A 26,519-nucleotide genomic window follows, 5' to 3' on the forward strand; every position below is an offset into this window, starting at 1 on the left:
GTTACCCAAACAACGAAATTTATTTTTTATTTCCCCAGCAATACGACACAACTCGAAACAAACATTAAGCATTCTGGATAAACGGTATCTCAGGCCAACTTCAGTTGATTGAATACCCAGTCCCGGGGACGACTTTGGGGAGTAAGAGTGCCATGCCATCCTTGTTACCCGGATAACTGGGGAAAAATTTGCCCGCCTCTGGGGAATTACCCGGGCATTTATCGAAAAACCCGAACACTCATTAATTTCTTTTGTTTTCATGAGGATATGAAAGCAACTCAAGTCAGACGCCATTTTTGGCAGTTTCTTGACCACTTCCCGCCGCACTATTTAATTGATCACGACGCCCATTCCCGGTTCTTGAACCGCCGACATTCCAATCCCCTTCAGGGAAACAAGGCGTCCAGGAGGCATCTTGGATCGCGCTTATGCCGGTGTTCTGCAAATAGAACCGCCCTACCTGCACAAATTGATTCATGGGCCACCGGCTGGCGCAGCCGCCGCATAACTTCGCCCACTTGAAACCTCGTAGACAACGCGCAGTCCGCTTTGCTGTGTGAGGACGTCGTCTGCCGAAGAAAAGTTGAAGCCCGAGAACAGGCCGTTCGCCACTTCAAGCGAACCGCCAAGGGGGCGCTTTGCCCCAAGGAAAACAAGATGATCACCCTGATCAAGCAAGACCTGGCCTTCATCCTCGACCAGATCATCGTCGCCGAACGCCATGCTGACGGCGAGTCGCTCTACGACCTGGTGGGCAATCCGCTGCTGCCTATCGGCTTGCGAACCGTCAACGGCACCTGGAACAACCTGATCCCCGGATACGAATACTACGGTTCGGCGGACCAGCTCATGCCGCGCATGCTGGCCCCCGAATTCATCGACGCTGATTTCGGCATCGATGGTCCCGGCGCCCCGCCCGGCTTCCCCGACAGCACCACCCAGACTTCCTATGAACAAACCAGTGGCTACGTGGTGGACTCCGCACCCCGCACCATCAGCAACCTGATCTCGGACCAGTCCGCCACCAACCCGGCGGCAGTGGCGGCCGCCAATTCCACCGAGGGCAGTTTCGCCTTCGACCATGATGGCAACCCGGATACACCGGACTTGATGTTCATCGCCAACGTTGCGCCGGATGAAGGCATATCGGCGCCCTACAACGCCTGGATGGCGATCTTTGGCCAGTTCTTCGACCACGGCCTCGACCTGGTGAACAAGGGCGGCAGCGGTACCGTGTACATTCCGCTTCAAACGGATGACCCGCTCTACGATCCCAACTCGCCCACCAACTTCATGGTGCTCACCCGCGCCACAAACCAGCCTGGAGCGGACGGCATACTCGGCACCGCCGACGACGTACGCGAGCACATCAACCAGACCACGCCCTTTATCGACCAGAACCAGACGTACACCTCGCATCCGTCCCACCAGGTGTTTCTGCGCGAGTACGAAATGGTGCCGAGGCTGGATGCCAACGGGCAGCCGATACTGGACGACAATGGCCAGCCGCTGCTGATTCCGGTGGCCACGGGGCGCATGCTCGATGGTCCTGGAGGCGGCCTGGCCACCTGGGCAGACATCAAGCAACAGGCCCGCGAAAAGCTGGGAATCGACCTTAGCGATGCCGACGTCACCAACCTGCCACTGCTGGCAACCGATGAATACGGCCAATTCGAACGGGGCGCCAACGGCTTCGCTCAAATCGTCACGGCCGCCGGGCTGGTCGAAGGCAATCCCGCCGCGCCCATCAGCACCGCCGCCGCCATTCGCACCGGCCACGCGTTCCTTGACGACATCGCTCACGAGGCTACCCCGCGCAACAGCGACGGCAGCATGAAGGTTGCCGACAGCGACGACGCGCTCGGCCTCGGCGGGGCTCCCATTGCCAATCCGGACTTCAACCCCGAATTGCCGGTCGGTCCTGGCAATTTGCCGACCCTGGCCAGCTACGACAACGAATTGCTGGATGCCCACTACATCACCGGCGACGGGCGCGGTAACGAGAACATCGGCCTGACTGCCGTGCACCATGTCTTCCATGCCGAGCACAACCGCCTGATCGAACAGATCAAGTCGACCCTGCTGGAAGACGGCGATCTCGCATTCCTGAACCAGTGGCTGAGGATCGACGTCGCTACCTGGCCGGCCAGCCAGGCCGAGATCGACGCCCTCGCCTGGGACGGCGAGCGGTTGTTCCAGGCCGCGCGCTTCACCAACGAGATGCAGTACCAGCATCTGGTATTCGAAGAGTTCGTGCGCAAGATCCAGCCTTTCACCGACGTGTTCATGGTGCAGCCGAACGTGGAGCTTGACCCGGCCATCGTCGCCGAGTTCGCCCATGTGGTTTATCGGTTCGGCCACTCCATGCTGAACGAGACGGTGGATCGCCTCGACATCGGCATGCAGAACAGCGATCTCGGACTGATCCAGGCCTTCCTCAACCCGGTGGAATTCGGTAGCGCCGAGGATGCAGATGCCGCAGCCGGCGCCATCATCCGCGGCATGACGCGGCAGGTGGGCAACGAGATCGACGAGTTCATCACCGGGGCGCTGCGCAACAACCTCGTGGGGCTGCCGCTGGACCTTGCCGCCCTCAACATCGCGCGCGGCCGCGACACTGGCGTGCCTTCCCTGAACCATGCCCGTGAACAGTTCTTCGAAATGACCAACGACGCCAACCTCAGGCCCTATGTGAGCTGGGTGGATTTCACGCTGAACTTGAAGCATCCGGCGTCGATCATCAATTTCATCGCCGCCTACGGCACTCACGACAGCATCACGCAGGCCATCACCGTAGCCGACAAGCGCGCAGCCGCCGAAGCGCTGGTGTACGCCAGTGACGACAGTCCAGCAGACCGGGTGCAATTCCTCAACAGCACCGGCGAATGGGCAAACCGGGAAACCGGCCTGAATCTGGTGGACTTCTGGATCGGCGGGCTGGCCGAACGCAAGATGCTGTTCGGCGGCATGCTCGGTTCGACGTTCAATTTCGTCTTCGAAACCCAGATGGAGACCTTGCAGAACGCCGACCGCTTCTACTACCTCTCACGCCTGCAGGGGCAGCACTTGCTGAGCGAGCTGGAAGCCAACTCCTTCGCCTCCCTGGTCATGGCCAACACCGACCTGGGGGCACCCGGTTCCTCGCACTTGCCGGGCGACCTGTTCGCCGCAGTGGACTACATCCTGGAGATCGATCAGGCGCGGCAGATCGGTGCTGACCCGACCTGGAGCAACCCGATCCTCGAGGCCCTCACCCCCATGGTCGAGCGTGCGCCTGGTGTCCTGAAATACTTCGGCGACGACCACGTGGTGCTGGGTGGCAGCGAAGGCAATGAATGGCTGCTGGCCGGCACCGGCGATGACACCCTGTGGGGCGATGGCGGCAACGACACCCTGGAGGGTGGTTACGGCAACGACATCCTGCACGGTGGCAGCGGCGATGACGTGATCACCGACATCGGTGGTGACGACAACATCAAGGGCGAGGACGGCAACGACGTCATCAGCGGCGGCAATGGCATCGACCTTCTGTTTGGCGGTGCGGGCAAGGATTTCATCATCGGCGGCACCGACGGCAAGCAGGTGCTTGGCGGAACCGGTGATGACTTCATCTACGGCGGCGATGGCATCGATGCATTGTTCGGCAACGAAGGCGATGACTGGATCGAAGGCGGAGCTGGCTTCGACTATATCGCCGGGGACAACGGGGACATCTTCTTCGAGAGCAAGGTCGTCGGCCACGACGTGATCAATGGTGGCGGTGGCGATACCGACTACGACGCCGAGTCGGGCGACGACATCATGTTCCAGAGCGCCGGTATCCAGAAGAACATCGGCATGTGGGGCTTCGATTGGGCGATCCACCTCAATAGCCCGGTGGTGGCCGACTCGGACCTCAACCAGACGATATTCCCGAACATGCCCATCGAAGTGCTGCGCGACCGTTTCAGCCAGGTGGAAGCGCTGTCCGGATGGAATCTCAACGACACGCTGCGCGGCGACGACAGGGGTAACGACCTGACCGCCGAGCCGGAGTTCATCCTCGATAACAACAACTTCCTCTCCCAGGCGGGTGTGGATCGAATCGATGGACTGCGTGACTTGCTGGGCGATCTCGTCGCTGACTACACCCCGACGCCCGGCGTCGATCCCGAAGGTGTGATCGCTTTCAACAGCGGCAACATCCTGCTGGGCGGTGGTGGTAGCGATCTGATCGAAGGCCGGGGCGGCGATGACTTCATCGATGGTGACGCCTGGCTCAACGTGCAGCTGCGCCTGCTCGATGCAAACGGCACACCGATGGTGGATGGCAGCGGCAATGAGCTGCGTTTCGACAGCCTGCTGGAACTGCAGACCCGCATGTTCAACCGTGCACTGAATCCGGGCCAGTTGGAGATCGTTCGCGAGATCCGCTTCACCAACAATACCGGTGATCGTGATGTGGCCCTGTTCTCGGACCTCGCCGCCAACTATGACTGGTCGCTCAACGACGATGGTTCCTGGACCGTGGTCCATGCTCGCGGGACCGCGCTGGACGGCACCGATCGCCTGCGCAATATCGAGGTGCTGCGCTTCCTCGATCAGGATGTGTACATCGGCAATCAGGCGCCCGTAGGTACGGTCGAGATCAGCGACACCTCGCCCACCGAAGGCCAGCTGCTCACCGCCAGCCGTGCATTCACTGACGTGAACGGCACGAGCAACGCCACCTTTGCCTATCAATGGCAAGTGTTCAACGGGCTCGCGTTCGTCAACATCCTTGGCGCGATTGCCGCGACCTTCACCCCCACCCAGGCTGAAGTCGGCAAGGAGCTGCGGGTGATGGTCAGCTATACCGATGACCAGGGTAACGCCGAGGTGATTTATTCCGCCCCCACACAAGTGGTCGGCGATCTGTGGAACGGCGTGGGCGCCACGGCCGACATCCTCAGCTTCACCGCGGGCGACGACAACGCCCACGGCAACAACGGCAACGACCAGTTGTTTGGCCTGGCCGGAGACGATCTGCTCACAGGCGGCAACGGCAATGACACGCTTCACGGTGAGCTGGGCGATGACACGCTTCAGGGTGGTGCGGGCAACGACACGCTGCTGGGTGGTGAAGGCAATGACACCCTGCAGGGCGACGCCGGCAACGACACGCTGGACGGCGGTGCCGGAGCCGACCTGATGCAAGGCGGCGCCGGCAACGACCTCTATCTGGTTGACGATGCCGGCGACCAGGTCATCGAAGAAACCTCTGGCACCGCCGGCGGTACGGACCGGGTCGACACCACCCTGGCGAGCTATACCCTGGGCGCCAATGTGGAGAACCTCACCTTCGTCGGCAACGGGAACTTCACCGGCATCGGCAACGAACTGGCCAATATCATCACCGGCGGCAGCGGCGACGATGTGCTCGACGGAGGCGCAGGGGCGGATCGCCTGGTAGGCGGTGCAGGCAATGACACCTATTACCTGGACGTATCGGGCGACGTGATAGTCGAAGCCGCAGGTGGTGGCGTGGACCTGGCCTACTCCCAGTTGTCCAGTTACGTCATGGCCGCCAACCTGGAAAACCTGGTCTTCGTCGGCAGTGGCGCCACCTCTGTAACCGGCAACACCCTGGCCAACCAGATCACCGGCGGCATTGCCGGCGATGTCCTGCTGGGCAATGGCGGTGACGACTCGCTGGTCGGCCTGGAGGGCGATGACTCACTCGATGGCGGCACCGGCAACGATGCCTTGTTCGGAGGGCTGGGCAATGACTCGCTGGCAGGTGGTGTCGGCAACGACCTGCTCGAAGGCCAGGAAGGCGATGATGCGCTGGCCGGCGGCAACGGTGACGACATGCTGCTTGGCGGCGACGGCGCCGACGTGCTGCAGGGTGACGGGGGCAACGACGTTCTGGTGGGGGGAGCTGGCAACGACATCCTCAATGGTGGCACCGGAAACGACATCTTCCAGTTCGCCGCCGGTTTCGGTCATGACCAGATCATTGGCTTCGATGGCAACCCGGCGGGAGGACAGGACCTGCTGGACATCTCCGCCCTCGGCATCAGCGCCGCCAGCTTCGCCGCTGCCGTGTCCATCAGCGGAACCGTCGCCCAGACCGTCGTAACCATCGGCGCCGACAGCATCACGCTGGTCGGGGTCAACGTCACCACAATCAACCAGAGCGACTTTGTATTGGGGGCGTGAGAGCGGGAAATCCGCCACGGCGCACACCTGGTGTCGCCGTGGCGCTGCAACTGGGTTGGCGCGTATCGGCCCGGGAGCCTTGCAGGAGCCAGCTTGCTGGCGAAACAGGAGCATTCGCTGGCAAGCCAGCTCCTGCATGCACCGCAGCCACTTGCCTGAGCAGGCATGGCCTATCGGATGGCCGGCGCTGAAGTTCCCGTACGGATCATTCCGCCTGCATGCCAGCGTTCATCTGGTCCTGGGGGGCGTCCATCCAGTTCAGCTTGTCGAGATGCCGCTTGCAGTTGACGTACTGCTGCCCCACTACCTCATCGACCCAGCCGAACTGCTCGATGACCCGTGGATTCACCCAGCCGTTGCAGGCCAGGGACAGCACCTGGGCTCGCCAGCCATCCTGGTAACCTTCGACCCGCTCGAATCGTCGCCAGCCCTTCAGCGCATCATCGCTACCCAGCCAGTACCATTCGCCGTAGTAAGCCTGATCGAACACGGCGAACTTCGTCGTCCTCCCCCAGAAGTTCTGCCTGACCTCCGCCTTGCACGCCTCATAATCGAACAGGCCCCCGTAGATCTGCGCCTCGATAGCACGGGCAATGTGCTGCTGCGCCAACTTTTGAGCCATACGTCGAATGACCCCATCGAATATCGAATCAGACATGGCCGGGCCTTCTGCTTGGGGTGGAGTTAGAGAAGAGGATATCAGGCAGCCGGGGGCCTGCTCGTTGCCGGGGATGCCAGTTAGGCCGCCCATCACCTGCAACACTGGATGTAAAGGGCCATAACGCTGCGGGCGGGAGGGGGGCATGCAAAACCTGTAGGGGAGATTTCATTCGCCAAGCAGACCGCAGGTCTGCCCCTGGGAATCGCGGCCAGATCCAACCGCCCTCTCCCCAGCGCCGCTTTGCGCCCCGCAGCGGGAGAGGGGGTTGTCCGTGCAGACTTTCAGTCCTGTGCCCGTCAGAAATCCCGCTTGTAGAACAGGTCCAGGGAGCTGGCCAGGCCGCTTGCGGCTTCGAGGTAGAGGCGCTTGGTCAGTTCGTAGCGCAGCGCAACGACGCTGGTGGAATCCACCACGCCGAGGCCGTAGCGGATGCTCAGGCGGTCGGTGATCTGGCCCATCGCGCCGTCATCGCCCAGCTGCAGGTCCTTGAGGCCGAGGCGCTGGGCCAGTTCGCCGGTCAGCGGCGCGCTGCCGGACAGGCCCATGGCCAGCGCCGCGCGGCCCAGTGCATTGTTGTCGCCTTCAGTGCTGTTCAGCGGTCGGCCGAGGATCAGGTAGGACAGCGCCTGTTCCTGGCTCATCGCCGGATTGGAGAAAACTTCGCTGCTCGGCTCGTCGGCGCGGCCGTTCAGGCGCAGGCCGGCAGTGACGTCACCCACGTTGCGCACGGCTTCCACATCCAGGTACGGCTGGTCCAGCGGGCCGGCGAACAGCAGCCGCGCGCGGCGCAGGTCAAGGCGCTGGCCATAGGCGCGATAGCGGCCGTTCTTCAGCACCAGTTCACCGTTGCCGGTGAGGTTGTCGCCAACCTTGAGGTGGCCCTTGAGGTCGGCGGTCAGGCCGAAGCCGGAGAACTGCAGGCGGTCCTGGCCGACTTCCACGTCGACGTTCATGGCCACCTGCAGGGGCTGCTGTTGCGTTTCCTGCTCACCCACCACGCGGGCATCCGGGGAGACCTTGACCGCCTGGGGCGGCAGCTCGCGGACTTTGATCCGGCCGCGCGGCACCTGCACCTTGCCGGTCACCGCCAGGCGCTCGCCGGCCAGGCCGATGCGCAGGTCCGGCTCCACTTCCAGGTTGGCGTAGGGCTCCACCACCAGCGGCAGGCGCGATCCACGCAGCGCCAGGTCGAGATCCAGCCCCTCGGCCCACGCCAGCTTGCCGGACAGGCTGCCCTGCCCCTGTTCGCCACTGCGCCATTGCCCGCTCAGCTCCAGGTTCTCACCAGCGATACGCGCTTCCAGGCCCAGTGCGTCGAAGCTCATCGGCAGGTCGCCACCACCGATGCGGCCATCGGTGAGGCGCAGGTTGCCCAGCACGTAAGGCGCCTGCAGGGTGCCGCTGAGGCTGCCGGCGCCCTGCAGGCGGCCTTCGAGGGTTTCCACCCTGGGCACGAAGGGGCGCAGCACCGAGAGGTCCAGGCCGTCCAGGCGGAACTGCCCGGACAGCGGCTTGTTCGCCGGGCGCGGGTCGATGCGCGCGTCCAGTTGCAGCTCACCCAGCCCCTGCCCCTGGAAGCTCAATTGGCTGTCGATGCGTTGCGGGCGCAGGGTGCTGTCCAGCAACAGCCGCCGGTAGGGAAAGTCGAGCCAGCGGTCTTCTTCCTTCAGGCGCAGTACGCCGCTGCCGGCGTCCACGGTGATGCGGCCATTGGGACCGCTGGCCGGCAGGTCCAGCCTGAGGTCGGCATTCAGTTCGCCCTGCCAGGCGAAGTCTTCCGGCAGCCAGCGCGCCAGGCTGGCCAGGGGGAAGTCGCGCAAGCGGTAGTCCAGTTTCGGTTCGGGCATCAGGCGTTGCTCGCCGCCGCACAGGCTCGCCTGTCCGGCACGCCAGCAATGGGCGCCGAAGTTGAGCTTGCCATCGGCCAGCCGCTCCAGCCGTGCCGGCGCTTCCAGACGCCACTCCTGGCCGCCGGCCTGGACTTCGCCGCGCGCCAGCCGTCCGCGCCAGTTGCCGGCGTCCAGCTTGCCGTCCAGCGCCAGCAACAGGTCGAGCAGCGGCCCGTTGAGCTTGAGCTCCAGCTGCTGGCGCACGCGGTCACCAGAGCCCTCGGCGGTGAGCGTGCCGAATTCGTTGTCGCCGGCGGCCAGACCATCCACCTGAACCTGCACGCGGCCGCGCTGGGCGGCATCTAGCCGGGCATCCAGTTTCAGGCGGTCGAGGCGGGTGTCGCCCTGCCCCATGCGCTCGCCGGTCAGCGCCAGCTTGCCTTGCGGCGCCTGCAGGGTGCCCGCGAGGTCGAGCCGCCCCTGGGCCTTGCCGAACAGTTTCGGCCAGAGCTGGCCGAGGCGGTTCAGGGCCAGGTCGAGATGGCCGCTGAGCTTCTGGTCCAGCTGACCCTGCCCTTCGATCCGGTTGTCCCCCAGGCGCAGGTGCAGGGCATTGAGCAGCCAGCGCTCGCCTGCGCCCTCGGCCCTGGCCTGGAGCAACGCGGGCTGGCCACGCAGCTGGCCCTTGAGGTCGAGGTCGGCATTCAACTCCAGCCTCTGCTCGCGCCAGGCGCCGTTGGATTGCAGCTTTCCGGCGAGGGTTCCCGGCAGTTCGGCGAGCCAGAAGGAGGGATCCAGTCCGCTCAGGGCCAGTTGGCTGTCCCAGCCGACACCGTTGGCGAAATCGATCTTCATCTTGCCTTCGGCCTTGCCCTGCCCGGCCTTGAGTTGCAGGTCGGCCAGGGTGACGCTGGCCAGGTCGCCCGCCACCGGGCTGCCCAGGCTGAAATCACCGGCCGGGCCCTTGAGCATGGCGTCGAAGCGGCCTTCGTAGCGGGACTCGGCGTAGCGCACTTCGGCATCCAGTTGCTGCATGTCCACCGGCGGCGGCGGCTCCTGGGGGAACAGCCGTTGCCAGGGGAAGTCGCGCCATTGCAGGCGGCTGTCGATGGCGAGCGCCTGCTGCCAGTCGATGCGGCCCTGCAACGCCAGGGTCTGCTGCGGATCACCGGTGAGCAGAAGCTGCTTGATATCGGCACCGCGGGCGTCGACGCGGCCCGCGAGGTCCAGCATTACCGCGCCACCCTCCCCCGGCAGACTGGCCTTGCCTTGTACCGCATAACCCGCCTTGAGGTCGCCCCTGGCGCTCAGCTCCACCTGGGTGAGGGTCAGAGTTTCCGGCAGGTCGGCACTGGCCTTGAAGCCGTCGGCCCGCAGCGTGGCGCTGGCCGGCAGGTTGTCTGCCAGGGGCCGCAGCTCGCCGTCCAGACGGCCATTGAGGTAACCGCTGCTGTCGGCCTGCAGCTTGAGCACGCCTTGCAGGTCGCCGTCGGCCTTCAGCGCCAGCTTCCAGGGCATCTCACCGGGCGCCGGCAGTTGCAGGCTGCCTGCCACTGTCAGCGGCCAGTCGCCCTCGGGACGCAGAGTGCCGTGCAGTTCCAGCGCCAGCTCATCGCGACGCAGGCTGAGCCGCTCCAGTTGCAGCCCCTCTGCCTGCCAGCGCGCCACCAGCTCCAGTTGCTGCAACTGGTCGTCGCCATCGAGCACGAAGTGCCCGACACGCACCTGTCCGATCTCCAGGGCCAGGGGCAGGCGCAACTCAGGCAGGCTGAGGGGGCTGGAGTCTCCATCGGCAGCAGTTGCCGGCAGATCCAGCGCGATGCTGTCGCTGGCCAGTTCATCGATGCACAGGGTGCGACGCAGCAGGCAACCGGGGGACCACTCCAGCAGCGGCGCCTCCACCCTCAAGGCGCTGCCATCCTGCTGCCAGACCAGGCGCCTGGCGCTCCAGCGTCCGCCCAGTACACCGTTGAAGTCCTCCACCGCCAGCCCCGGCACCCGCTCCAGCAGCCAGCGGCCGCCGGTTTCCGTGAACAGCAGGACGGCCGGAATCGCCACCACCCCCGCCAGGACGGCGGCCAGCCCTGCGAGGCCGACTTTCAGCGCGCGCCTCACAGTTCCGGCCCCATGGAGAAGTGGATGCGGTAGCCGCCCGGATCATCCAGGGCCTTGGCCAGATCGAGGCGGATAGGCCCCACCGGCGAAACCCAGCGCACGCCCAGGCCGGCGCCGGTCTTCATCGCAGCATTCAGGGAGTCCATGGCATTGCCGCGGTCGACGAAGGTTGCCAGGCGCCACTTCTCGGTGATCGGAAACTGGTATTCCGCGCTGCCCACCAGCAGGTAGCGGCCACCCACCTTCTTACCGTGGCTGTCTTCCGGCGAGAGGGTCTGGTAGTCGTAGCCGCGCACGCTCTGGTCACCACCGGCGAAGAAGCGCAGGGACGGCGGAATGGATTCGAAATCGGTGGTGGCGATGCCGCCGGCCTGCACCCGGCCCAGCACGCGGTGGCCGCCAGGCAGGGTGTAAAGCCCCTTGGCCATGGCGCTGGCGTAGGTGAAGTCGGTATCCGAGAGGATGCCTTGCTTGGCGCCACGTACGTCGAACTGCAGCGAATAGCCGCGATTGGGGTCGAGCTTGTTGTCGCTACGGGTCACGCCGTAGCTGATGCCGGGGATGAGGAAGTTGCTGCGGCCATCATCGCTGCCATCGCCGAAGTCGAAGGTCTCCTGCTCCCAGCGCAGGGACACCACCCTCTGCCAGTCGCTGGGCAGCCTGGACTGCCACTGGGCGCCCAGGGTGAAACGGCGGCTATCCACGTCCACCAGGTTCTCCCGCTGCAGACCGGAGGAGAAGCGCAGCGTGTCGGTCAGCGGCGGGTCCAGGGGAATCTCGTACCAGGTGCCGACGTTCTGCCGCACCGGGGAAACCTCGGTTTCTGCGCCCAGGCGATGGCCCTGGGGGTTGATCCAGTGGCGGGTCCAGTTGGCGCGGGCGCGCGGCCCCACGTCAGTGGAGATGCCAACGCCCAGGCCGATGGTTCGCGGCTTCACCGCCTCCAGCCTGACCTTGACCGGTATCACCCGGCCTCCATCCTTGGCCGGGCTGGCGTCTACCCGCACTTCATCGAAATAGCCGCTGGCCTGCAGGTTCTGGCTGAGCTTGGCGACCTGGTCGGAGTCGTACGGCGTATTGGCCGGGAATGGCACCAGCCGCGCCAGCAAATCCGCGTCGAACGGGGTATCGCCTTCGAAACTCACGGCCCCCAGGCTGTAGCGCGGTCCGCTGTCGTAGACCAGTTCGATATCGGCGAAGCCGGCGCGCGGGTCGATGTCCAGGCGCTGGCGCGTGAAGCGGCCATCGAAGAAGCCGTAACGCAAGGCCTGGTTCTGGATCAGCTTCTTGGCGTCCTCGTAGGCGCCCTGGTTGAGCTGGGCTCCCTGGCTCAGCGCCTTGCTCTGCGGCACGCGGAAAGCTTCGTGGGCACTGGCTTCGCCTTCGATCCGCACCACGACATTGCGCAGCCGCACCGGCTCGCCGGGAACCACCAGCAGGTGCAGTGAGGGGGTCTTGCCGCCGTCGATACGGCTGTCGATCTCGGCCTGGTAATAGCCGAGCGCCTTCGCGGCCTGGCGCGCCTGATCCTCTGCGGAGCGCCGAAAGCGTCGCAGGGCTTCTTCATCGCGATCGCCAAGGGCGCCGATGTAGGCCTCGATATTGGCCTTCAGCGCCGCGTTGGCGGGTTCTATCTTCACATCCAGCGTGGCTTTGGCCAGCGCCAGACTACTCGTGCAAAGCAGGCCCAGCAGCAGCGGGCCGCGCAATCCTTGGCGGTATTTCATGCGCGGCATGCTAGCACGGCAGTCCGAAGTTTCCGTGAGAAAGCTCTGTCAGAGGCAGGCACGCATCAGCGGGCGCGGATTGGGATGGAAGAACACGTGCTCCACCAGCGGCCCCAGGGCCACCTCCCCCACTTCCTCGTAACCCTGGCGCTTGTAGAACTCCAGGTAGCGCACGTTGCCGGTATCCAGCACCACGCCCTGGGAACTGTCGTCCTCGGCGCACCAGTTGTGCAGGGCCTCCAGCAGTTTCTCGCCGAGATGGCGCCCCTGGAACTCCGGGTGGATGCCCAGCAGCGGCAGCACGTGGTACGGCCCCGGCGGCAGGCAGGCGAGCACCGCGTCGTGGTAGTCGAGGTAACGCCGCGTGCAGCGGAAGCCAGTGGTGAGCAGCATGCGCAGGCGCCAGCCCCAGCTTTCGGTGATGTCCAGGCGGCGCTGCGGAGGCGCGATCAGGGCAATGCCCACCAGACGCTCTTCGATCAGCAGGCCAATGGCCGGCAGCTCCTCCAGGAAATGCTGCTGCACCAGCTCGCGCACCGTGGCGCGTACCCGCTGCTCGTAACCGGGTTTTTCAGCATCGAACAGGTAGGCGAAAGTGGGTTCGTGACGATAGGCGTGATACAGCAGCGACCGTGCTTCGCGAGCGTAGCCGCCGTCCAGCATGCGCACCTCGACCGGTGCGGTAGGGATGTAACCGGGCATTCACGGCACCTCTTTTGTTATGGGTTCTATCGGGCCACAAGGGAACTTAGCACCAGTTTTCCCGCCCAGCCACGCGGCTGGCCGGCCAGTCATCCATGGGCTAGCATCGCCTTTTTGCCAGGATGCCTCGCGATGAAGATCGTTTCTTTCAATATCAATGGCCTGCGGGCACGTCCCCACCAGCTCGAAGCGCTGATCGCCAAGCACCAGCCGGACGTCATCGGCCTGCAGGAAACCAAGGTCGCCGACGAGCAGTTCCCGGAAGACGAAATCCGCCGGCTCGGCTACCACGTGTACTACCACGGGCAGAAGGGCCACTACGGCGTCGCCCTGCTCTCCCGCCAGGAACCCTTGTCGCTGTCGAAGGGCTTCCCCGGTGACGCCGAAGACGCCCAGCGCCGCTTCATCTACGGCACCTTCGCCGATGCCCAGGGCAACCCGGTGACCGTGATGAACGGCTACTTCCCCCAGGGCGAAAACCGCGACCATCCGATCAAGTTCCCGGCCAAGGAACGCTTCTACGCCGACCTGCAGCTCCTGCTGGAGCAGCAGTTCCAGCCCAGCCAGGCGCTGGTGGTGATGGGCGACATCAACATCTCGCCGGAAGATTGCGACATCGGCATCGGCGAAGAGAACCGCAAGCGCTGGCTGAAGACAGGCAAATGCAGCTTCCTGCCGGAAGAGCGCGAATGGCTGGCGCGCCTGAAGAACTGGGGCCTGGTGGACAGCTTCCGCCAGCTCAACCCGGAGGTGAACGACCGATTCAGCTGGTTCGACTACCGCAGCCGTGGCTTCGAGGACGAGCCCAAGCGTGGCCTGCGCATCGACGTGATCCTCGCCAGCCAGCCGCTGCAGGCGCGCCTCAAGGATGCCGGCATCGACTACGAACTGCGCGGAATGGAAAAACCGTCGGACCATGCGCCGATCTGGCTGGAACTCGACTGACGCCCCGCCCGGCGCTGTTCCGGCAAACACCAAAAAGGCCCATCGATGATGGGCCTTTTCTCATTCGCAACCTGCCTCAGGCTTCCTTCACCTGCTGGGTCGTACCCACCCGCATGATGGTTTCGATGGCGTGCCGCAGGGCGATCTCGGAATCGTAGAGATGGCTGCGCACGATCACCTCCTGGTTGGCAGCACGGAGCTTGAAGTAGTTCTTGCCGCTCGAATCGATGCGCCGCACGAAGCGCTCTTCACGGGTGCAGTTCTCGCGCATCAGGGCCATGGCGTCTTCCGCGGCAGCCCTGTCCTGGTACACGCCACTGTCCAGCAGGGTCCGCGCATCGGCCGCTTTTAATCGCAGACGCCAGGTGCCGCTGCTGTTCTTGCGCAGCTCATACCAACCACTCATGTCACAAAACTCCTTCAGGTTTCGGGGTATTCCCTGCAAGCCCTCGTTGGGGGCGCTTGCAGAGGCCGGCCACCCTACAGGCGAAGGTGATGGGCCGGGGCTTGGTTCCATGAAGGCAGCAGGCCCTTCGCTGCAGGGAAATTTCCTAGGCCCGCGGAAAAGCGCAGAATAGAGCAATCCCGTCGTATCTCCGTCACGCGGCTGAACACCATGCGCACCGATTTCGCGCTCGACAGCAGCCGGCGCTTGGCCCCCCCCAGCTACGGGCTCACGCTGCAGCGGGCAAAGAATTGTTACAGCGGGTCCGTTCCTCCTTTCCCCGGCCAGCGCTTAGGCTTGCTTCTGTGACGCCGGGCCCCTCTGACGGCTTGCCAGCCGCCATGTCGGAGTCACGTTTCATCAACGACAGAAGGAGGGGCTCATGGCAGCTCTACACGCATTTCTCACCGCCGACTTCCTCGGCACCGCCACCTGGTTGTGGCTCGTCTTCCTCGCAATCGTCCTCGCCCTGCTGGTCTTCGACCTCGGGGTGCTGCACCGTGACCAGCACGAAATCGAGGTGCGCGAAAGCCTGCTGCTCTATGGCGGCTACTTCAGCGTCGGCGTGCTGTTCGGTGTCTGGGTGTGGTTCGAACTGGGCGCGCAAAGCGCTATCGAGTTCTACACCGGCTTCCTGGTCGAACAGTCGTTGTCCATGGACAACGTCTTCGTCATGGCGATGATCTTCGGCTTTTTCGCCATCCCGCGTCGTTATCAGCACCGCGTGCTGTTCTGGGGCATCCTCGGGGTGGTGGTGCTGCGCGCCATCATGATCGGCCTGGGCAGCGCCCTGGTGAAGGAGTTCGACTGGATCCTCTACGTGTTCGGTGCCTTCCTGCTGTTCACCGGCGTGAAGATGCTCTTCTCGAAGCAGGAAGCCCACCCGGACCTGGCCAGCAACCCGGTGCTGAAGTTCGTCCGCCGCCACATCCGCGTGACCGACGACCTGCACGGCGCGCACTTCTTCGTACGCCTGAAGCCGGCCGGCGAAAGCAGGGCCCTGCTCTACGCCACCCCGCTGTTCCTCGCCCTGGTGCTGATCGAGTTGGCTGACCTGGTGTTCGCGGTGGACAGCGTCCCGGCGATCTTCGCCATCACCCAGGACCCGTTCATCGTCTACACCTCGAACATCTTCGCCATCCTTGGCCTGCGTGCCCTGTACTTCGCCCTGGCGGCGCTGATGCACCGCTTCGTCTACCTGAAGTACGCCCTGGCGCTGGTGCTGATTTTCATCGGCGGCAAGATTTTCCTCCACGGCTTCATCGGCAAGATTCCCCCGCTGCTGTCCCTTGGCGTAACCTTCGGTCTACTTGCCGGTGGTGTGCTGCTGTCGCTGCTGAAGACCCGCGACCGCCCGGCCCAACGCACGGGAGACCTGGAGAAACATGGATGAAGTCCTCATCGAACCTTTCGAGAAAAGCGGCCGCACTTACTGGCGGGTACGCCTGGGGCATCGCACCCTGACCTTCCAGGAAGAGCTTGCCGCCCGTGCCTTCGCCGCCCAGCTGCACCTGCGGATGGGCTGGTGGAGGGCGCGCAACCCGGTGCCCGGGAAGGACTAGGCGGCCATTGCGTTGGTGGGCGCGAATTCATTCGCGATTGAAATCGCTCCCACAACAAGGCGCCGCACTCTGCAAAAACGAAAAAGGCCCGCAGGATGCGGGCCTTTTTTGTCGGATCAGCGGTCTTGTGCCGCTAGCACTTGAGCGAATCCCCAAGCCCGCGCCGTCTGGATAGTTGCGATAGATACTGCGGCGTGACGCCCAGATAAGACGCGATGCACTTTTGCGTCACCCTGTTTTCCAGGCCCGGATACTCTTCCCGGAATGCCGCCAGCCGTTCACGCGCGGATACGGACCCCACCACGTAGGTACGCCTGGCCTGCTTCTTGAGGTTGTATTCGAGGAAACGCGCCGACACCTCGAACGACAACCGTCCCTCCGCCATCAGCCGACCCAGCTCAGGGCAATTGAACTCGTAGGCTTCGACGGGCTGCTCGGCAACGACGAAGGATCTTGCCGGCAATCCGACCTTTGCGGCGAGTACATCCTCATGAGCGCCGGCCATCTCGCCTTCCGCGGCAAACCTCAGGGTGACCTCCGCGCCGCCTTCGGTGATGAAAGCCGTCCTCGCCACACCGCTCATGATCCAGTAGCACGACTGTGCGGGCACCCCCTGATGCTGGAGAAGCGCGCCCCTGCGGAAAGTGACCGGCCGCGCCAACGCCGACAGGATGTCGAGCATGTGGTTGTAGATCGCTTCGCTGAACAGGTAGCGCGTCATCATCGCATCGCGAAAACGCCCTACGTCATCCAGGAATGCTTCGTTCTTGTTCTTCATCTAGTTGAATGCCTGGTCCGTTTGGCTCGCAGTAGCTTGCCTCCGTCCTGAGCGTCAGGACAACCGGCAATGCATCTGCGAAAGCCCCATGGAGACAAGGCTATGCCAACAGCTTCCCGTCACACCGCAATCAGGCTCGGCCTGCTGGCTGCGGTGCTGGCCAATGCAGGCTCGAGCTTCGCCGAGCAAACAGTGAGTCCGGACACCGCGCAACAGTTGGATCAGGGTATAGCCCGGGTGGAGTCCAAGGTCGTGGCGTGGCGACGTGACATACACCAGAACCCGGAACTTTCCGGCCAGGAAGTTCGCACCTCCAAGCTGGTGGCGGATCATCTGCGCAAGCTGGGCATGAACGTCACCACGGGTGTCGGAGGCCATGGCGTGGTGGGGCTTCTCGAGGGCGGCTTGCCCGGCAAGGTCGTCGCGCTGCGCGCCGACATGGACGCGCTTCCGGTGCAGGAAGCGACCGGCCTGCCCTTCGCGTCCAAGGTGATCGCCAAACACATGGGCAAGGACAGTCCGGTGATGCATGCCTGCGGTCACGATGCCCATACCGCAATCCTGATGGGTGTAGCCGAAGTGCTGGCAGGCATGAAGGCGCAGATTCCGGGCACCATCAAGTTCATCTTCCAGCCCGCCGAGGAAGGATTTTCCGAGATGCCTTCCAGCGCCGATGCCCAGCGTGGGGCCCAGGCGATGGTCACTGACGGCGTCATGGAGAATCCAAAGGTGGATGCCGTTTTCGGCCTGCACGTCGCCCCGGTCATTCCCAGTGGTGTGATCGGCTGGCGCAGCGGGCCGATCCTGGCCAGCGCCGACACGGTGCGCATTACCGTCGAAGGCAAGTAGGCCCATGGCGCCGAGGCGGAGGTCAGTTTCGGCCCCTCCTCCTATGGAGTGACGAGCAACGACGAGACGCTGACCGAAGCCATGCTTCCGGCACTCAAGGAGGCGGCGAACGGGAAGATTATGCAGGTACGCAGAGGACTTCTCGGAATACCAGCAAGTAGCGCCAGGGGTATTTTTCATCCTTGGGGTAAAACCCGAAGACAGGCCGGTGGGGCCGCCCCACTCACCTACCTTCGACCTCGACGAGTCGAGCTTCCCGGTGGGAATGAGAAGCCTGGCGATGATGGCGCTGGCCTATCTCGAGAAAAACCAGGCACCGGATTCGCGCCTTTCACGGCGACGTCACCGGTTATAGGCGAATGCTCGGGGGTTGGCGCAAGCCAACCCCTTTCGCGTCTGCGGGGGCGATCACTGACCGCTGCGCAGCATTTCCTTCGGTACGTACTTGCCGATCTCGTACTTGCCGATGGCCGCGCGGTGCACTTCGTCCGGGCCGTCGGCCAGGCGCAGGGTGCGCTGCATGGCGTACATGTAGGCCAGCGGGAAATCGTTGGAGACGCCGGCCCCGCCGTGGATCTGGATGGCGCGGTCGATCACCCGCAGGGCGACGTTGGGCGCCACCACCTTGATCTGGGCGATTTCGCTCCTGGCCACCTTGTTGCCCACGGTGTCCATCATGTAGGCCGCCTTCAGGGTCAGCAGGCGCGCCATGTCGATCTCCATGCGCGAGTCGGCGATTTTGTCGACGTTGCCGCCCAGCCGCGCCAGGGGCTTGCCGAAGGCGGTGCGGCTGACGGCGCGCTTGCACATCAGCTCCAGGGCGCGCTCGGCCATGCCGATGGAGCGCATGCAGTGGTGGATGCGGCCCGGGCCGAGGCGGCCCTGGGCGATCTCGAAGCCACGGCCCTCGCCCAGCAGCACGTTCTCGTAGGGCACGCGCACGTTCTCGAACAGCACTTCAGCGTGGCCATGGGGGGCGTCGTCGTAACCGAATACCGGCAGCGGGCGGAGGATCTTCACGCCGGGAGCGTCAGTGGGCACCAGGATCATCGAGTGCTGCTGGTGGCGCGGTGCGTCCGGGTTGGACAGGCCCATGAAGATCATCACCTTGCAGCGCGGGTCGCAGGCACCGGAGGTCCACCATTTGCGGCCGTTGATGACCCACTCGTCACCCTCGCGCACGGCGCGGGCTTCCATGTTGGTGGCATCGGAAGACGCCACGCCCGGCTCGGTCATGGCGAAGGCCGAACGGATCTCGCCACGCAGCAGCGGTTCCAGCCACCGGCGCTTCTGTTCTTCGTTGCCGTAGCGCACCAGCACTTCCATGTTGCCGGTATCCGGCGCGGAGCAGTTGAACGGCTCCGGTCCCAGCAGGGAACGCCCCATGATCTCGGCCAGCGGTGCGTATTCCATGTTGGTCAGGCCGGCGCCGTATTCGGATTCCGGCAGGAACAGGTTCCATAGCCCTTCCGACTTCGCCTTGGCTTTCAACTCTTCCATGATCGCGGTGGGCTGCCAGCGGTCGCCCTGGGCGACCTGTTGCTCGAATACCGGCTCGGCCGGGTAGACATAGGCGTCCATGAATGCGGTGACACGTTCACGCAGTTCCTGGACCTTCGGGGAGTAGGCGAAATCCATGCGGGGTTACCTTCTGGGCTGTCAGGTGAGGTCTGGTAAGGATGCTAGAACAGGGCGTAAGATTTCCCCAGCCTATTTTCATCATGTATGAACATTCATCACCGATATATGATCCGCTGATAAGAACAACTCCGAGGAGCACGCCCGGCATGAATCTGAACAAGGTAGACCTCAACCTCTTCATCGTCTTCGACGCTATCTATACCGAGGCCAACCTGACCCGTGCCGGCCAGATCGTCGGCATCACCCAACCCGCCGTTTCCAACGCCCTCGCCCGCCTGCGGGAAACCTTCAACGACCCCCTCTTCGTCCGTACTGCCCAGGGCATGGTGCCTACGCCCATGGCGCAGAACATCATCGGACCGGTGCGCAACGCCCTGCAGCTGCTGCGGGTTTCGGTACAAGAAAGCCGCACCTTCAACCCGGCGCAGGCCAACAAGACCTACCGCATCAGCATGACCGACCTCACCGAAACGGTGATCCTGCCGCCGCTGTTCCAGCGCCTGCGCCGCCTGGCGCCGACCGTGCAGATCGAGAGCTTCCTGGCCAAGCGCCGCGAAACCACCAAGGAACTGGCCGCCGGCCGCCTGGACTTCGCCGTGGACGCCCCGCTCAACACCGACCCGCAGGTGCGCCACGTCAAGCTGATGGAAGACCGCTACGTCTGCGCGATGCGCCGAGGCCACCCGCTGGCCAAGGACAAGATCACCCTGGAGGAGTACCTGTCGCTGTCGCACATCCAGATTTCCAGCCGCCGCAGCGGCCTCGGCTACGTGGACCTGTCGCTGGGCAAGATGGGTATCCAGCGCAAGGTGATCCTGCGCTCGCAGCACTACCTGATGGCCTCCACCGTATTGCACGGCACCGATCTGGCCATCACCGTTCCCGAACGTTTCGCCCGCCGCCATGACCTGCACTACGTGGAACTGCCGGTGCACGACGTGCCCGCCCTGGAAACCCACCTCTACTGGCACGAAAGCACCGACCAGGACCCGGCCAACCGCTGGATGCGCGAACAGATCATCGAAATCTGCCAGCAGGTGACGGCGCAGGAGCAGAAGGAGCGGGTGTGATCGCCGCCACCGCGGGATTTGGGAACCTGTGGGGGCGAATTCATTCGCTATGGGCAGCGCAGCTGCCCCTCGTCAGGGCGGGACTGCGTCCTGCCTAGCGATTGAAATTGCCCCCACAAGAAAAAGGACCGCCAACCGTTCAGCCCTTGCCGAACACCGGCTTCCTCTTCTCGATAAAGGCGCCCATGCCTTCCTTCTGGTCCGGCGTGGCAAACACCGCCTGGAACATGCGCCGCTCGAAGCGCAACCCCTCGCCCAGCGAGCCTTCATCCACCCGGTTCACACACTCCTTGAGCATCATCACCGCCGTGCGCGATTGCGCGGCGATGCGGCTGGAGCTATCCATGGCTTCCTCCAGCAATTCGGCGGCCGGCACCACCCGCGCCACCACGCCGCAGCGTTCGGCTTCGATGGCATCCATGCTGCGTCCGCTGAGGAGCATTTCCATGGCCTTGGCGCGGCCTACCAGGCGCGTCAGGCGCTGCACGCCGCCCGCCCCGGGAATCACCCCCAGCTTCACTTCCGGCAGGCCGAAGCGGGCGGTGTCGGCGGCGATGATGAAGTCGCACATCAGCGCCAGCTCGAAACCCCCGCCCAGGGCGTGGCCGGCCACGGCGGCGATGATCGGCTTGCGCCGTTGCGCCACGCGGTCCCAGCGGCCGAGGAAATCCTCCAGGTAGGTGCCGGGGAAGCACAGGCTGGCCATTTCCTTCACATCGGCGCCGGCGGCAAAGGCCCGGACTGAACCGGTGATCAGCACGCAGCCGATGGCCGGGTCGCGCTCGAAGCCGTCGAGCACCTGGTTCAGCTCGTCGATGAGCTGGGTGTTGATGGCGTTCAGGGCTTCGGGGCGATTGAGGGTGACCAGGCCGACAGCGCCAGCCTGTTCCACCAGCAGGGTCTGGTAGGTCATGGGAATTCCTTCATGAGGGATGGTGCATAGCGATTGAAATCGCCCCCACAGTGGGTCGGCACAGCCCTTGTGGGGGCGAATTCAATCGCGAAATGGCTGCCAGGCAGCCCCAGAGGGTCAGAGGCTGCGCGCGATCACCATGCGCTGCACATCCGAGGTGCCTTCGTAGATCTGGCACACGCGCACGTCGCGGTAGATGCGTTCCACCGGGAAGTCCTTGAGGTAGCCGTAGCCGCCCAGAGTCTGGATGGCCGCCGAGCAGACCTTCTCGGCCATTTCCGAGGCGAACAGCTTGGCCATGGAGGCCTCGGTCAGACAGGGCATGCCGGCTTCCCGCAGGCTGGCGGCGTGATGGACCATCTGCCGCGCCACGGCGATCTGGGTCGCCATATCAGCCAGGCGGAAGGCCACCGCCTGGTGCTCGATGATTGGCTTGCCGAAGGTCTTGCGCTCGTGGGCGTAGTCGCGCGCCGCCTCGAAGGCCGCGCGCGCCATGCCCACGGACTGCGCGGCGATGCCGATGCGCCCGCCTTCCAGGTTGGACAGGGCGATGCGGTAGCCCTCCCCCTCCTCGCCCAGGCGCAGGGACGCCGGGATGCGCACGTCGTCGAACTGGATCTGGCAGGTATCGGACGCATGCTGGCCGAGCTTTTCCTCCACCCGCACCACCTGGAATCCGGGGGTGTCGGTGGGCACGATGAAGGCGCTGATGCCCTTCTTGCCGGCCTGCGGGTCGGTGACCGCGAAGACGATCACCATTCCAGCATGGCTGCCGGAGGTGATGAACTGCTTGGCGCCGTTCAGCACGTAGTGGTCACCGTCGCGGCGGGCGCGGGTGCGCAGGTCGCTGGCATCCGACCCGGCCTGGGGCTCGGTGAGGGCGAAGGCGCCGATCATCTCGCCGCTGGCCAGGGGACGCAGGAAGCGCTCCTTCTGCTCCTGGCTGCCGTACTTGAGGATGGGCATGCAGCCCACCGAGTTGTGCACGCTCATGATGGTGGAGCAGGCGCCGTCGCCGGCGGCGATCTCTTCCAGCGCCATGGCATAGGCCAGGTGGCCGGTGGCCGCGCCGCCCCACTCTTCCGGCACCAGCATGCCGAGGAAGCCCAGCTGCGCCATCTCACGGATGGCCTCGGCGGGGAAGCGATGCTCGCGGTCCCAGTCGGCGGCGAAAGGCTTCAGCCGCTCCTGGGCGAACTGCCGCGCCATGTCGCGGATCTGGATTTCGTCTTCGTTCGGGATCATCGCCCTGCCCTCACTTGATGAGTTCGATGGCGACGGCAGTGGCTTCGCCGCCACCGATGCACACCGACGCCACGCCGCGCTTGAGGTCGTACTGCCGGAGCGCGTTGATCAGGGTCACCAGCACACGGGCACCGGAAGCTCCGATGGGGTGGCCCAGGGCACAGGCGCCGCCGTGGACATTGAGCTTGTCGTGGGAAATGTCCAGGTCGCGCATGGCCACCATGGGCACCACGGCGAAGGCTTCGTTGATCTCGAACAGGTCCACCTGATCCAGGCTCCACCCGGTGCGGGCCAGCAGGCGCTGGATGGAACCCACGGGCGCGGTGGTGAAGAGGTTCGGCGCCTGGGCGAAGGACGCATGGCCGGAGACCTGGGCCAGCGGCGTCAGGCCGCGCTTTTCCGCTTCTTCCAGGCGCATCAGCAGCAGGGACGCAGCGCCATCGGAAATGGAACTGGAGTTGGCCGCGGTGACGGTGCCACCCTCGCGGAAGGCCGGCTTGAGGGTGGGGATCTTGTCCAGGCGTGCCTTCGGTGGCTGCTCGTCCTGGCTGATGGTCACCAGCTCGCGGCCGGATTTGGCCTCCACCGGGACGATCTCGGCGGCGAAGCGGCCATCGGCCATGGCCTTCTGGGCGCGGGTCAGGGAGGCGATGGCGAAGGCATCCTGCTGCTCGCGGGTGAAGCCGTAGGCCTGGGCGCAATCCTCGGCGAAGGTGCCCATCAGACGGCCCTTGTCGTAGGCGTCTTCCAGGCCGTCGAGGAACATGTGGTCGAGCACCTTGCCGTGGCCCATGCGGTAGCCGGAACGGGCGCGCTCCAGCAGGTAGGGCGCGTTGGACATGCTTTCCATGCCCCCGGCCAGCACCACGTCGGCGCTGCCGGCACGCAGCAGGTCATGGGCGAGCATCACGCTCTTCATGCCCGAGCCGCACATCTTGTTCACGGTGGAGCAGACCACGCCCTGGGGCAGGCCCGCGCCGAGTGCGGACTGGCGCGCCGGGGCCTGGCCCTGTCCGGCCTGCAGCACGCAGCCCATGATGACTTCGTCCACGGCGTCGCCCGCAATGCCGGCGCGCTCCAGCACGGCACGGTTGGCGGCGGCGCCCAGTTGCGCGGCGGTCATGTCCCTGAAGTCGCCGAGGAAGCCGCCCATGGCGGTACGGGCGGCGCTGACGATGACGATGGAATCCTTGTTCATGGCGTCCTCCTTACTTGGCGGCCATGCGCAGCGCGCCATCCAGACGGATGGTCTCGCCGTTGAGCATGCTGTTCTCGATGATGTGGCGGGCCAGCGCGGCGTATTCCGCCGGACGGCCCAGGCGTGGCGGGAACGGGACGTTGGCGGCCAGGGAGTCCTGCACCTCCTGGGGCATGCCGGCCATCATCGGGGTTTCGAAGATGCCGGGAGCGATGCACATCACGCGGATGCCGGAGCGTGCCAGGTCCCGCGCCACCGGCAGGGTCATGGCGGCCACGCCACCCTTGGAGGCCGAATAGGCGGCCTGCCCCATCTGACCGTCGAAGGCGGCCACCGAGGCGGTGTTGATGATCACGCCGCGCTCGCCCTCGGCGTTCGGCTCGCCCTGGGCCATGGCCTCGGCGGCCAGGCGCAGCATGTTGAAGCTGCCGATCAGGTTCACTTCGATCACCCGGCGGAAGCTGTCCAGGCCATGGGCGCCGTTGCGGCCCACCACCTTTTCCGCCGGCGCGATGCCGGCGCAGTTGATCAGCCCGTGCAGGCCGCCGAAGGCTTCCCGGGCGACGGCCACGGCGGCGCGGGCGTCCTCTTCGCGGGTGATGTCGGCTTTCACGAAGCGGGCGTTGGCGCCCAGTTCCTCGGCACGGGCGGCGCCGGCCTCGGCGTTGATGTCCACCAGCACCACCTTGCCGCCCTGCCCGACCAGTTCGCGGGCGGTGGCCAGGCCGAGGCCGGAACTGCCGCCGGTGACCAGGAAAACGGAATTCTCGATACGCACGGTTCTACTCCTTCGGATCAGTGAGCGGCGGCCGCCTGGGCCTTGGCGATCTCCTGGTTGCGCAGGAGGAAACGCTGGATCTTGCCGCTCGGGGTCTTGGGCAATTCCGCGACGAACTCGATTTCGCGCGGATAGGAATGGGCGGAAAGGCGCTTGCGCACGTACTGCTGCAGGGCTTCGGCCAGTTCGGCATCGGCGCTGTAGCCGGCGTGCAGCACGACGAAGGCCTTGACCAGTTCGGTACGCTCCGGGTCAGGCTTGCCGATCACCGCGGCCTCGATCACTGCCGGATGCTCGATCAGCGCGCTCTCCACGTCGAAGGGGCCGACGCGGTAGCCGGAGGTGGTGATCACGTCGTCGGCGCGACCGACGAAGCTGATGCTGCCGTCCTCGTTCAGCTCCACGGTGTCACCACTCAGATAGTAGTCACCGACGAAAGCCTTGGTGGCCATCCCCTGATAGCCGGGGAACCAGAACAGCGGAGAGCGCGGCATGTCCAGGGCTAGGATGCCGGGCTGGCCGGCGGGCAGTTCGCGGTGCTGTTCGTCCAGGACCACCACGCGGTGGCCGGGCATGGCGAAGCCGGCGGCGCCCACGCGCACCGGGTGTTCCAACGCATGGTGGTTGCACAGCACCATGCCCAGTTCGGTCTGCCCGTAGTGGTCGTGGATGGTGCAGCCCAGGCCCTCGGCGAACCAGCGGATGACCTCCGGAGTCAGGGGCTCGCCGGCACTGCTGACAGCGCGCAGATTGCCCTTGATGGCGGCTTCCACCTCGTCACGGGCGGCCAGCAGCAGGCGGTAGGCGGTGGGCGAGCCGGCCAGGTTGGTGATGCCGTATTCGCGGATGATCCGGCAGGTGCTCTCCACGGTGAACGCGCCTTCGTAGAAGGTCGTGGTGTGGCCCATGGCGAGCGGACCGGTCACGGCGTAGTACAGGCCGTAGGCCCAGCCCGGATCGGCCAGGTTCCAGAACTTGTCGTCCGGGCGCAGATCCACCGCATCACGCATGTAGCTGACGAAGGCGACAATGGCCTTCAGCGGCACCGCCAGCGGCTTGGCGAGGCCCGTGGTGCCGGAGGTGAACATCAGCAGGAAGGGATCGGAGCCCTTGCGCAGCACCGGCTCGAAGTGATCCGGCTGGCGCTCCAGTTCGGCCTGGAAGTCATCGCCCACTGTCAGCACCGGCGGCACGTCTTTCACTTCGTCCAGCTTGCTGCGGTTGGTAAGGTCGGTCACCACCAGCTTCGAGCCGGCGCTGTGCACCCGGTGCTCGATGGCCTTGGGCCCGAAGGCGGTGAATAGCGGCTGGTAGACGGCACCGGCTCGCCAGGTGCCGAGGATGGTGATCAGCAGCTCCGGGGTGCGGGAAAGCATGCCCGAGACACAATCGCCGGGCTTTACGCCACGGGCCTGCAGGAGGTTGGCAAAGCGCGCGGAAGCGGCCTTGAGCTGGGTGAAGGTCCAGGTGGCGCGCTCACCGTTGCGGCCCTCCCAGACCAGCGCGACCCGTCCCGGCTCGGCATGGCGGTCACAGCATTCGACACAGGCATTGAGGGCATCGAGCCCGCCGGCCAGGGTGGTGGAAACGGCGGTGGCGTAATCGAACTCGCGGGCAGCGGTGAAGTAGTCGCGCATCGGGAGGGCTCCCAGGTTGTTTTTGTTGGAATACCGGGATGGTCGCGCCGGGGGACGGTGGCGGCAATGTCGAAAGGTATCAACCTGGATGAGCGGATTTGACAGGGGGGTTGGGAAGGCAGGACTGCGTCCTGCCTAGCGATTGAAATCGCCCCCACAAATAAAGCGGCCCCTCTCCCGCGTGCGGGAGAGGGGCCGGGGCGGGCCGCAATCGGAAGAGGGGCGTCAGGCGCGGAACTGATCC

Annotated in this window: 18 protein-coding genes; 6 read left to right on the plus strand and 12 right to left on the minus strand. The window is 64.9% G+C overall.

Annotated features, from left to right (window positions below):
- Positions 1-657 precede the first annotated feature (657 nt).
- A complete protein-coding gene (locus ACFW0B_RS12930) occupies positions 658-6,180 on the plus strand; it encodes a peroxidase family protein (protein ID WP_459251709.1) in 5,523 nt (1,840 codons plus the stop codon).
- A 205-nt stretch (positions 6,181-6,385) separates the two neighbouring features.
- On the opposite strand, the gene ACFW0B_RS12935 is transcribed toward ACFW0B_RS12930, so the two are convergent.
- The 4 genes from ACFW0B_RS12935 to ACFW0B_RS12950 all read right to left on the minus strand — a co-directional run bounded on the left by ACFW0B_RS12935 (position 6,386) and on the right by ACFW0B_RS12950 (position 13,214).
- Positions 6,386-6,838, minus strand: a complete 453-nt coding sequence (locus ACFW0B_RS12935; protein WP_449148703.1) for a hypothetical protein — start codon at positions 6,836-6,838, stop codon at positions 6,386-6,388.
- Between the two features lie 299 nt (positions 6,839-7,137).
- Positions 7,138-10,785, minus strand: coding sequence for a translocation/assembly module TamB domain-containing protein (locus ACFW0B_RS12940; protein ID WP_449148705.1), 3,648 nt, complete (start codon positions 10,783-10,785; stop codon positions 7,138-7,140).
- Positions 10,782-12,512, minus strand: a complete 1,731-nt coding sequence (locus ACFW0B_RS12945) for an autotransporter assembly complex protein TamA (RefSeq protein WP_449148707.1) — start codon at positions 12,510-12,512, stop codon at positions 10,782-10,784. The genes ACFW0B_RS12940 and ACFW0B_RS12945 overlap by 4 nt, the downstream gene beginning before the upstream one ends.
- A 48-nt stretch (positions 12,513-12,560) precedes the next feature.
- Complete coding sequence (locus ACFW0B_RS12950; RefSeq protein ID WP_449148709.1) at positions 12,561-13,214, minus strand: GNAT family N-acetyltransferase; 654 nt, start codon at positions 13,212-13,214, stop codon at positions 12,561-12,563.
- A gap of 132 nt (positions 13,215-13,346) precedes the next feature.
- On the opposite strand from ACFW0B_RS12950, the gene xthA reads away from it, so the two are divergent.
- Positions 13,347-14,159 carry an exodeoxyribonuclease III gene (gene xthA / locus ACFW0B_RS12955; RefSeq protein ID WP_449148711.1) on the plus strand — a complete coding sequence of 271 codons (813 nt, stop codon included), beginning with the start codon at positions 13,347-13,349 and terminating at the stop codon, positions 14,157-14,159.
- A 76-nt stretch (positions 14,160-14,235) separates the two neighbouring features.
- Here xthA and ACFW0B_RS12960 read toward each other — a convergent pair whose 3' ends face one another.
- Positions 14,236-14,565 (minus strand): YegP family protein, encoded by a 330-nt coding sequence (locus ACFW0B_RS12960; protein ID WP_449148713.1) that lies wholly within the window; start codon positions 14,563-14,565, stop codon positions 14,236-14,238.
- Between the two features lie 421 nt (positions 14,566-14,986).
- Between ACFW0B_RS12960 and ACFW0B_RS12965 the strand changes: the two genes are divergently transcribed.
- Together ACFW0B_RS12965 and ACFW0B_RS12970 are read left to right on the plus strand one after the other, a co-directional pair.
- The gene (locus ACFW0B_RS12965; protein ID WP_449148715.1) at positions 14,987-15,997 is read left to right on the plus strand and encodes a TerC family protein; all 1,011 of its coding nucleotides are present in this window, start codon (positions 14,987-14,989) and stop codon (positions 15,995-15,997) included.
- Positions 15,990-16,166 carry a hypothetical protein gene (locus ACFW0B_RS12970; protein ID WP_190827933.1) on the plus strand — a complete coding sequence of 59 codons (177 nt, stop codon included), beginning with the start codon at positions 15,990-15,992 and terminating at the stop codon, positions 16,164-16,166. The genes ACFW0B_RS12965 and ACFW0B_RS12970 overlap by 8 nt, the downstream gene beginning before the upstream one ends.
- Before the next feature lie 133 nt (positions 16,167-16,299).
- Here the strand turns inward: ACFW0B_RS12970 and ACFW0B_RS12975 are convergent, their stop codons facing one another.
- Positions 16,300-16,944 carry a Crp/Fnr family transcriptional regulator gene (locus ACFW0B_RS12975; protein WP_449148717.1) on the minus strand — a complete coding sequence of 215 codons (645 nt, stop codon included), beginning with the start codon at positions 16,942-16,944 and terminating at the stop codon, positions 16,300-16,302.
- A gap of 102 nt (positions 16,945-17,046) precedes the next feature.
- Here ACFW0B_RS12975 and ACFW0B_RS12980 point away from each other — a divergent pair, with 102 nt between their 5' ends.
- Positions 17,047-17,793, plus strand: a complete 747-nt coding sequence (locus tag ACFW0B_RS12980) for an amidohydrolase (protein ID WP_449148719.1) — start codon at positions 17,047-17,049, stop codon at positions 17,791-17,793.
- Positions 17,794-18,201: 408 nt separating this feature from the next.
- Here ACFW0B_RS12980 and ACFW0B_RS12985 read toward each other — a convergent pair whose 3' ends face one another.
- Positions 18,202-19,431, minus strand: a complete 1,230-nt coding sequence (locus tag ACFW0B_RS12985; protein ID WP_449148721.1) for an acyl-CoA dehydrogenase — start codon at positions 19,429-19,431, stop codon at positions 18,202-18,204.
- Positions 19,432-19,580: 149 nt separating this feature from the next.
- On the opposite strand from ACFW0B_RS12985, the gene ACFW0B_RS12990 reads away from it, so the two are divergent.
- Positions 19,581-20,504, plus strand: a complete 924-nt coding sequence (locus tag ACFW0B_RS12990) for a LysR family transcriptional regulator (protein ID WP_449148723.1) — start codon at positions 19,581-19,583, stop codon at positions 20,502-20,504.
- Between the two features lie 139 nt (positions 20,505-20,643).
- On the opposite strand, the gene ACFW0B_RS12995 is transcribed toward ACFW0B_RS12990, so the two are convergent.
- From ACFW0B_RS12995 to ACFW0B_RS13015, 5 genes are all read right to left on the minus strand, one after another.
- On the minus strand, positions 20,644-21,417 hold the full coding sequence (locus tag ACFW0B_RS12995) for an enoyl-CoA hydratase-related protein (RefSeq protein WP_449148725.1): 774 nt from the start codon (positions 21,415-21,417) through the stop codon (positions 20,644-20,646).
- 117 nt (positions 21,418-21,534) lie between these two features.
- Positions 21,535-22,662 carry an acyl-CoA dehydrogenase family protein gene (locus ACFW0B_RS13000; RefSeq protein ID WP_449148727.1) on the minus strand — a complete coding sequence of 376 codons (1,128 nt, stop codon included), beginning with the start codon at positions 22,660-22,662 and terminating at the stop codon, positions 21,535-21,537.
- 10 nt (positions 22,663-22,672) lie between these two features.
- On the minus strand, positions 22,673-23,860 hold the full coding sequence (locus tag ACFW0B_RS13005; protein ID WP_449148729.1) for an acetyl-CoA C-acyltransferase: 1,188 nt from the start codon (positions 23,858-23,860) through the stop codon (positions 22,673-22,675).
- 10 nt (positions 23,861-23,870) lie between these two features.
- On the minus strand, positions 23,871-24,638 hold the full coding sequence (locus tag ACFW0B_RS13010; RefSeq protein ID WP_449148731.1) for a 3-hydroxyacyl-CoA dehydrogenase: 768 nt from the start codon (positions 24,636-24,638) through the stop codon (positions 23,871-23,873).
- A gap of 17 nt (positions 24,639-24,655) precedes the next feature.
- Positions 24,656-26,275: an acyl-CoA synthetase gene (locus ACFW0B_RS13015; protein ID WP_449148733.1), complete on the minus strand. Its 1,620-nt coding sequence runs from the start codon at positions 26,273-26,275 to the stop codon at positions 24,656-24,658.
- Positions 26,276-26,519: the final 244 nt, after the last annotated feature.

This window comes from Metapseudomonas phytobenefica (assembly GCF_043392685.1).
Taxonomy (GTDB): Bacteria; Pseudomonadota; Gammaproteobacteria; order Pseudomonadales; family Pseudomonadaceae; genus Metapseudomonas.

Excerpts from the sequence above, each read along its gene's own strand:
- ACFW0B_RS12930 (WP_459251709.1), top strand. The coding sequence starts at position 658 with ATGATCACCCTGATCAAGCAAGACCTGGCCTTCATCCTCGACCAGATC.
- ACFW0B_RS12935 (WP_449148703.1), bottom strand. The coding sequence starts at position 6,838 with ATGTCTGATTCGATATTCGATGGGGTCATTCGACGTATGGCTCAAAAG.
- ACFW0B_RS12945 (WP_449148707.1), bottom strand. The coding sequence starts at position 12,512 with ATGAAATACCGCCAAGGATTGCGCGGCCCGCTGCTGCTGGGCCTGCTT.
- ACFW0B_RS12950 (WP_449148709.1), bottom strand. The coding sequence starts at position 13,214 with ATGCCCGGTTACATCCCTACCGCACCGGTCGAGGTGCGCATGCTGGAC.
- xthA (WP_449148711.1), top strand. The coding sequence starts at position 13,347 with ATGAAGATCGTTTCTTTCAATATCAATGGCCTGCGGGCACGTCCCCAC.
- ACFW0B_RS12960 (WP_449148713.1), bottom strand. The coding sequence starts at position 14,565 with ATGAGTGGTTGGTATGAGCTGCGCAAGAACAGCAGCGGCACCTGGCGT.
- ACFW0B_RS12965 (WP_449148715.1), top strand. The coding sequence starts at position 14,987 with ATGGCAGCTCTACACGCATTTCTCACCGCCGACTTCCTCGGCACCGCC.
- ACFW0B_RS12970 (WP_190827933.1), top strand. The coding sequence starts at position 15,990 with ATGGATGAAGTCCTCATCGAACCTTTCGAGAAAAGCGGCCGCACTTAC.
- ACFW0B_RS12975 (WP_449148717.1), bottom strand. The coding sequence starts at position 16,944 with ATGAAGAACAAGAACGAAGCATTCCTGGATGACGTAGGGCGTTTTCGC.
- ACFW0B_RS12980 (WP_449148719.1), top strand. The coding sequence starts at position 17,047 with ATGCCAACAGCTTCCCGTCACACCGCAATCAGGCTCGGCCTGCTGGCT.
- ACFW0B_RS12985 (WP_449148721.1), bottom strand. The coding sequence starts at position 19,431 with ATGGATTTCGCCTACTCCCCGAAGGTCCAGGAACTGCGTGAACGTGTC.
- ACFW0B_RS12990 (WP_449148723.1), top strand. The coding sequence starts at position 19,581 with ATGAATCTGAACAAGGTAGACCTCAACCTCTTCATCGTCTTCGACGCT.
- ACFW0B_RS12995 (WP_449148725.1), bottom strand. The coding sequence starts at position 21,417 with ATGACCTACCAGACCCTGCTGGTGGAACAGGCTGGCGCTGTCGGCCTG.
- ACFW0B_RS13000 (WP_449148727.1), bottom strand. The coding sequence starts at position 22,662 with ATGATCCCGAACGAAGACGAAATCCAGATCCGCGACATGGCGCGGCAG.
- ACFW0B_RS13005 (WP_449148729.1), bottom strand. The coding sequence starts at position 23,860 with ATGAACAAGGATTCCATCGTCATCGTCAGCGCCGCCCGTACCGCCATG.
- ACFW0B_RS13015 (WP_449148733.1), bottom strand. The coding sequence starts at position 26,275 with ATGCGCGACTACTTCACCGCTGCCCGCGAGTTCGATTACGCCACCGCC.